Origin of the sequence: Dietzia sp. IN118 (genome assembly GCF_032905965.1) — a bacterium.
Lineage (GTDB): Bacteria > Actinomycetota > Actinomycetes > Mycobacteriales > Mycobacteriaceae > Dietzia > Dietzia kunjamensis.
In genome coordinates this window covers 1,455,104-1,461,663 of record NZ_JAUMSR010000001.1, presented here as the reverse complement: position 1 = coordinate 1,461,663, position 6,560 = coordinate 1,455,104, and the positions used below count along the sequence as shown (strand labels likewise).

The window sequence follows — 6,560 nt, the reverse complement described above, 5'->3', positions numbered from 1 at the left end:
CGTTGTGCTCCGGGCGCCTTCTGCTGTACCCCCGATGGGATTCGAACCCACGCTACCGCCGTGAGAGGGCGGCGTCCTAGGCCGCTAGACGACGGGGGCTAGGACACGGATCCGCGTGGGATCCGCTGTAGCGAGCGCTGCGACGCGCTCAGCTGGCCTACCAGGACTCGAACCTAGAACGACGGTACCAGAAACCGCTGTGTTGCCAATTACACCATAGGCCACTGCATTCACTTTTCCGCCCCTCGCGGGGCGCCTCGAAGAGACTATCAAACCACCGAGGGTGAATAGCAAATCGCCCGGTCAATCCGTCTGTTTCCGGACCCCGAGCTAGTCGGCGACGGGCGCGGACCGCAGCCGCGACAGTGTGGCCTCCCGACCGAGCAGCTCTAACGACTCGAACAGCGGCGGCGAGATGTGCGATCCCGTGACCGCCACCCGCACGGGCCCGTAGGCCTTGCGCGGCTTGATGCCCAGGTCCTCCACCAGCGCGCCGGACAGTGCGGCCTCGATGGCCGGGGTCGTCCACTCCTCGACTGCTTCCAGCGCCGCGATCGCCGCGTCCACGACCTCTCGGGACTCCGCTTTGAGGTTCTTGGCCGCAGACTGGGCGTCGACGGTGAACCCGGCCTCGTCCACGAGGAGGAACCGGATGAGCTTCCACGCATCCGACAGGACGACGATGCGGGTCTGGAGGAGATCTGCCACGATCGCCCACCGCTGGGCGTCGAAACTCTCCGGCAGGGTCACTCCGTCCTCGTCGGGGTGCGCGACGAGGTACTCGCGCAGGCGGCGGGCGAACTCCTCGGGCGGCAGCTGCCGGATGTGCTCGGCGTTGATCGCGTCGGCCTTCTTCTGGTCGAAGCGGGCCGGGTTGGCGTTCACCTGGCGCACGTCGAACGCCTCGACCATCTCCTGCAGGGAGAACACGTCGCGGTCATCCGACAGCCCCCACCCGAGCAGGGCCAGGTAGTTGAGCAACCCCTCCGGCAACATCCCGCGGTCGCGGTGGAGGAACAGATCCGACTCGGGGTCACGCTTGGACAGCTTCTTGTTGCCGTCGCCCATGACGAACGGCAGGTGCCCGAACGCGGGGACGTCATCCGCCACCCCGATCCGCATCAGGGCACGGTAGAGGGCAATCTGTCGGGGGGTGGAGCTGAGCAGATCCTCGCCCCGGAGGACGTGGGTGATCTTCATCAGTGCGTCGTCGACCGGATTGACCAACGTGTAGAGCGGGATCCCGTTGGCCCGCGTGAGCGCGAAGTCCGGCACGGTGCCCGCCCTGAACACGGTCTCCCCGCGGACCAGGTCGTCCCAGGCGAGATCCTCGTCCGGCATCCGCAACCGGATCACCGCGCCGCGCCCCTCGTCACGGAACGCCTGCTTCTGGTCCTCCGTGATGTCGCGATCGAACCCGTCGTACCCGAGTTTGGGGTCCCGCCCGGCGGCCCGGTGGCGGGCCTCGACCTCCTCGGGGGTGGAGAACGACTCGTACGCCTCCCCCGCCTCGACCAGCCTGCGCACCACGTCCAGGTGCAGATCGCGCCGCTCGGACTGGCGGTACGGCGCGTACGGGCCACCCACCTCGGGGCCCTCGTCCCAGTCGAGGCCCAGCCACCGGAGGGCGTCGAGGAGCGACTGGTACGACTCCTCCGAATCCCGGGCGGCGTCGGTGTCCTCGATGCGGAAGACGAACGTGCCACCCGTGTGCCGGGCGTGGGCCCAGTTGAACAGGGCCGTACGGACGAGACCCACATGGGGTGTGCCGGTGGGGGACGGACAGAAGCGGACGCGGACGTTCGAGGCGGTCATGGAGCCCATCCTAGTGACGGTCCCGGCTCGCACCCCCGGCGAGGACCGGCCTAGGATCGGCGGGTACCCGTGGCCGCCGTCCGAGGAGGCGCGATCCACGCAGGAGTCCGAATCGAGGGAGGCGTGCCGTGGCGTCTGGGCACCAACCCGACGTCGCACGCCCGGTGACCGCCCCGGACTTCCTGCTGTCCCGTCCGACCGGCTCGCTGCGCACCCAGGGTGCCCTGAACTCGTTCACGGATCCGGCGGACGCGGCCCTGGCCCTGCGGTCCGGCGCCAGTGGTCTGATCGTGGGCGCGATCGGTTTCGAGCCCGACGCGCCCGCGGCCCTCGTCGAACCCGACGTGGTGGTGCGCGTCGACGGCCCACTGGAGCCCCCCGCCTACTTCCGCCGGATGCGCACCCGCGCCCACGTCACCCGGGAGATCCCCTCGTCCTCGGAGCACCGCGCCAGGGTGTCGACCGCGATCGCGGGGGTGCGCTCCGGCGAGATCGACAAGGTGGTGCTGGCCAGGGCGGTCCGGCTGTCGGCCGATCAGCCCATCGACCCCCACGCGGTGTGCGCGGCACTCATCGACTCCAGCCCGGCGGCGGACGGGTACCTCGTCGACCTCTCCCCCGCCGGCGGGGTCCACGCCGGGTGCGTCCTGGTGGGGTCGAGCCCCGAACTCCTCGTGCGCCGCCGCGGCGATCTGGTGGAATGCCACCCGCTGGCCGGCTCCGCGCCCCGCTCCACCGACCCTGTCGCGGACCAGGCCGCGGGCCGCGCCCTGCGGGCGTCGGGCAAGGACGCCTCGGAGCATGCCTTCGTGGTGGAGTCGCTGGCACGGGCCCTGCAACCACTGTGCACGGATCTGGAGATCCCCGACCGTCCCACCCTCACGTCCACCCGCGAGATGTGGCACCTCGGGACCCGTATCCGGGGCCGTGTCGCCGACCCCCGCACCACCTCTCTGGACCTCGCCCTCGCCGTGCACCCCACGCCGGCGGTGTGCGGGACACCGACGGACGAGGCCCGGAGGCTCATCGCCGCGATAGAAGGGGAACGGGGGTTCTACGCCGGGGCCGTCGGGTGGTCGGACGCCGGCGGAGACGGCGACTGGATGGTCACCATCCGGTGCGCCGAGATCGACGCGGACCGGTCGGGAGCGATCGCCTGGGCCGGCGGCGGCCTGGTCGCGGACTCGCAACCCGACGACGAGGTCGCCGAGACCGGCGCCAAACTCCGCACCATCCTGAGGGCGTTCGGAGCGTCCTAGGGCGGTGCCCGGCGCCGGTCGCCCGGACCTACCGGTCGACGACGGGGTTCGTCAGCGAGCCGATGCCTTCGATCTCGACCGTCACACGGTCGCCGGGCAGCATCGGGCCGACCCCTGCCGGGGTACCCGTGAGGATCACATCGCCGGGAAGGAGGGTCATGACCCGGCTGACGTACTCGACGATCTCGCCGACGGTGTGCATGAACTGGGAGGTGTTGCCGTCCTGCCGTACCTCGGACGTGCCGTCGGGGTGGGTGAGGGTGACCCGGACGTCGAGCCCGTTGGGGTCCAGGTCCGTGACGATCCACGGACCCAGCGGGCAGAAGGTGTCGTACCCCTTGCCCCGCGTCCACTGACCGTCCGAGAGCTGCTGGTCGCGGGCGGTGACGTCGTTGGCGCAGGTGTAGCCGAGGATGACCTCGTGGGCCCGCGCGGCGGCGACGTCCCGGCACGGCTGACCGATCACCACGGCCAGCTCGCCCTCGTGGTCGACCCGCTCCGAACTCGGCGGGTAGGCGATCGATGCCTCGGGGCCGACGACCGACGTGTTGGGCTTGAGGAAGATCAGGGGCTCGGCCGGGGCCTCCGACCCCATCTCCTCGGCGTGGTCGGCGTAGTTCTTACCGACGCACACGATCTTGGAGGCCAGGATCGGGGCGAGCAGACGCACGTCGGCCAGCGGCCATTCGCGGCCGGTGAACTCGGGGGTACCGAAGGGGTGCTCAGAGATCTCGGCACAGGTCAGCGAGGACGGGTCGGACATGTCTCCGCGGACCTCGACGAAGGCGAATCCCTGCGGGTGGGCGATACGGGCGAGACGCATACCCGCGATCCTAGGCGGTCCGCAGGTCCCGCAGCGTTCGCGCCCCACGGTCGCGGAGCTCGGTGACCTGTGCGAGGTACAGCTCGGCGCAGGCGAGGGCGTCGACCAGCGGGTCGTGTGCGCGGTACTGCGGTAACCCGTACCTCTCGCGAGCACCCCAGAGCCGCAGCCTCTCGGGCGACGGGTTGGCGGTGAAGCCCATGTCGACGCCCCCGCCCAGGACCCGCCGGTGCAGTTCCAGGGTGTCGACGGACTCCAGTGGTGGCCGGATGCCGAACGTGCGCCGACACAACGCTCGCAGGAAGTCGACCTCTATCGGGCAGTAGTGCGCGACCAACACCCGCCCGGTCAGAGCCGTGAACACCCGGTCCAGGACGTCCTCGACATCCTCCCCGGTGGCCATCGTGTCGTCCGTGAGTCCGTGCACGGTGGCACTCTGCCCCACCCCGTCGTTGTCGTCCGGACCGTGATCGGGACGCAGCAGCACCGATCCCGCTCCGCCCAGGACGATCCGGTCCCCGTCGACGGGGACGAACCCCACCGCCAGGACCCGGTCGTGCCGGGGATCGAGCCCGGTGGTCTCGACGTCCACCGCGAGGAGGGACAGGTCCTCGAGCGGAGTGGTCGGATCCGGCGGCGGTGTCTCCAGAAATCGCCGCAGTGGCCCGTCGGGGGCCCGGCGGGCGGCACTCCTCCGGCGGCCGGCCGCGGTCAGCCGTGGCAGGACCATCACATCTGTCCGACCCGGTATCGGATCTGCAGCGCGCTCTGCGCTCCCGCGATGATCCGGAACGCCGCCCGGAGCCGATGGCGGTCCTTGGTGCCGAGGGTCGACGGGTCCACGTTGTTGTCGAGGTCCGAGTGCTCCTGGATCTGACGTGCGTGGTGGCGCAAGGCCAGCCCGCGCAGGAACCGGAACGCCTCGATGAGGTTCTCGGCATCCGAGCGGGCGATCACCCCGGCGGTGGCCGCCGCGTCGAGCCGGCCGAGGGTCGACACCTCGTCCAGTCCCGCGGACAGGGCGTACAGACGCGCGATCTGGACGACGGGCGCGATCCCCCCGGCCTTGAGGTCCAGGGTGTTGCGGTACTCGCCCCGGCTCGCGACGACGAGTCCGCGCAGGAAACCGAGTGGCGGCTGCCACTCACACGCGATCCGGGCCAGATGCGCCTGGAAGCGCGGGCTGCCCTTCGAGCGGACGAGCATCTCGCGCTGGACGCGGGCGGCGAGTCCGCTTTCACCGTGGACGGGACGGAGGTCGAAGAACACCTGACTGTGCAGCACCGCGTCGGCTTCGGGGGCCCCGACCCAGTCCCGTACCGTCCCCTCCCACTCCGCGCAGGTCCGCCGCCACCGCGGGTTGGTCGCCATCACCCCACCGGGACAGAACGGGAAGCCCGCCCGGTCGAGACCCGTGCAGACGCGGTCGGCGAGCTCCGCGAAGTAGTCGTCGGAGCCGGCGACCTCGTGTGCCCCGTCGTCGAGGATCAGCGCGTTGTCCTGGTCGCTGGACACCCCGAGCTCACCCCGGGCCTGGGAACCGAGTCCCACCCAGCAGTACGGCACGGGAGGCGGTCCGAGGTCGGCCTCCGCCAGCGCGATCAGGCGGCGCGTCGCCGCATCGGCGGTGGCGGTGACGACCCGGCCGATATCCCGCGGCGTGGTGCCCCGCCGGACGAACTCGCCGACCAGCGGTAGCAACCGGGCGGACAGTTCCGCCACGGTCTCGGTGTCGGGGGCCCGCGAGATCCGCGCGGCCAGATAGACCGGGTCGGACTGCGCCAGGCGCAGCAGGTCCCCGCTCGTGACCATCCCCGCGGGGGCACCGGCCTCGCACACCGGCAGGTGATGGACGCCGCGTTCGATCTGGAGCAGGGTCGCGTCGAACGCGCGGGTCCGGGCGTCCACCGACACCGGGTCGTGGGTCATGATCGTCGACACCGGCGCCGCGGTGTCGCCACCAACCGCGACCACCTTCGAGCGCAGGTCGCGATCGGTGAAGATGCCGACCACGCGTCCGCTCTCCACCACCAGCAGCGCGGAGACGCGCTCCCGCGACATGATCTGCGCCGCCTCCAGGATGGTGGTCCCGGGCTCGGTGGTGACCGCGTCGCGGGTGAGGAGATCCCCCACCGGTGTGCTCAGGGGGTCTCCCCCGGCCGCGGCGACCCGGGCGGAGGCGAGGTCCTGGCGGATCCGATCACTCCGCGCACCGAAGAAGTCCCGGATCCCGGGGTGGGCGGCCGCGAGTTCGTCGAACACCTCGCGCGGCATCTCGAGTAGCAGGGTGTCCGCGACGGCCTCCATGCGGTACCGCGACGGGCCGGAACGGGTCAGCGTCGAGTAGCCGAAGCAGTCACCCTCGTCGCGCGCGTCGAGCAGGACACCGTCCGGGTCGCACACCTCGACGGCGCCCGTGCGGATGATGTGGAGGGTGTCGTTGGCGTCCCCTGCCTCCAGGATGACGGTCCCCCGCCGGTGGTAGCGCTGACTGAGCCTCGCGGGCAGGCGGTCGAGCACCTCTCCGGGCAGCTCGTCGAAGGGGGCACAGCGCGCGAGAAAATCCCTGACCTCGGCGAGTTCGACGTCCATTCCACCACTGTGGACGCCCACGGCCCGCGGTGTGATCACTTCTCGCGATTCACACCCGCGGGCCGGGGTCC

Annotated in this window: 5 protein-coding genes and 2 tRNA genes; 1 reads left to right on the top strand and 6 read right to left on the bottom strand. The window is 71.0% G+C overall.

What is annotated here, in order from left to right:
* Positions 1-26: 26 nt before the first annotated feature.
* The 3 genes from Q2K20_RS07095 to gltX all read right to left on the bottom strand — a co-directional run bounded on the left by Q2K20_RS07095 (position 27) and on the right by gltX (position 1,815).
* Positions 27-99 (bottom strand) — tRNA-Glu (locus Q2K20_RS07095).
* A gap of 53 nt (positions 100-152) precedes the next feature.
* Positions 153-224 (bottom strand) — tRNA-Gln (locus tag Q2K20_RS07090).
* A gap of 106 nt (positions 225-330) precedes the next feature.
* Positions 331-1,815: a glutamate--tRNA ligase gene (gltX, locus tag Q2K20_RS07085; RefSeq protein WP_269501189.1), complete on the bottom strand. Its 1,485-nt coding sequence runs from the start codon at positions 1,813-1,815 to the stop codon at positions 331-333.
* Positions 1,816-1,943: 128 nt separating this feature from the next.
* Between gltX and Q2K20_RS07080 the strand changes: the two genes are divergently transcribed.
* Positions 1,944-3,074 (top strand): isochorismate synthase MenF, encoded by a 1,131-nt coding sequence (locus tag Q2K20_RS07080; protein ID WP_069390250.1) that lies wholly within the window; start codon positions 1,944-1,946, stop codon positions 3,072-3,074.
* Positions 3,075-3,102: 28 nt separating this feature from the next.
* Here the strand turns inward: Q2K20_RS07080 and Q2K20_RS07075 are convergent, their stop codons facing one another.
* From Q2K20_RS07075 to Q2K20_RS07065, 3 genes are read right to left on the bottom strand one after another with little or no spacing between them, the layout of a single operon-like run.
* Positions 3,103-3,897, bottom strand: coding sequence for a fumarylacetoacetate hydrolase family protein (locus Q2K20_RS07075; RefSeq protein WP_067718227.1), 795 nt, complete (start codon positions 3,895-3,897; stop codon positions 3,103-3,105).
* Between the two features lie 10 nt (positions 3,898-3,907).
* Positions 3,908-4,627, bottom strand: coding sequence for an exonuclease domain-containing protein (locus Q2K20_RS07070; protein ID WP_269501181.1), 720 nt, complete (start codon positions 4,625-4,627; stop codon positions 3,908-3,910).
* A complete protein-coding gene (locus Q2K20_RS07065) occupies positions 4,627-6,489 on the bottom strand; it encodes a putative nucleotidyltransferase substrate binding domain-containing protein (RefSeq protein ID WP_269501179.1) in 1,863 nt (620 codons plus the stop codon). The genes Q2K20_RS07070 and Q2K20_RS07065 overlap by 1 nt, the downstream gene beginning before the upstream one ends.
* Between the last annotated feature and the right edge of the window lie 71 nt (positions 6,490-6,560).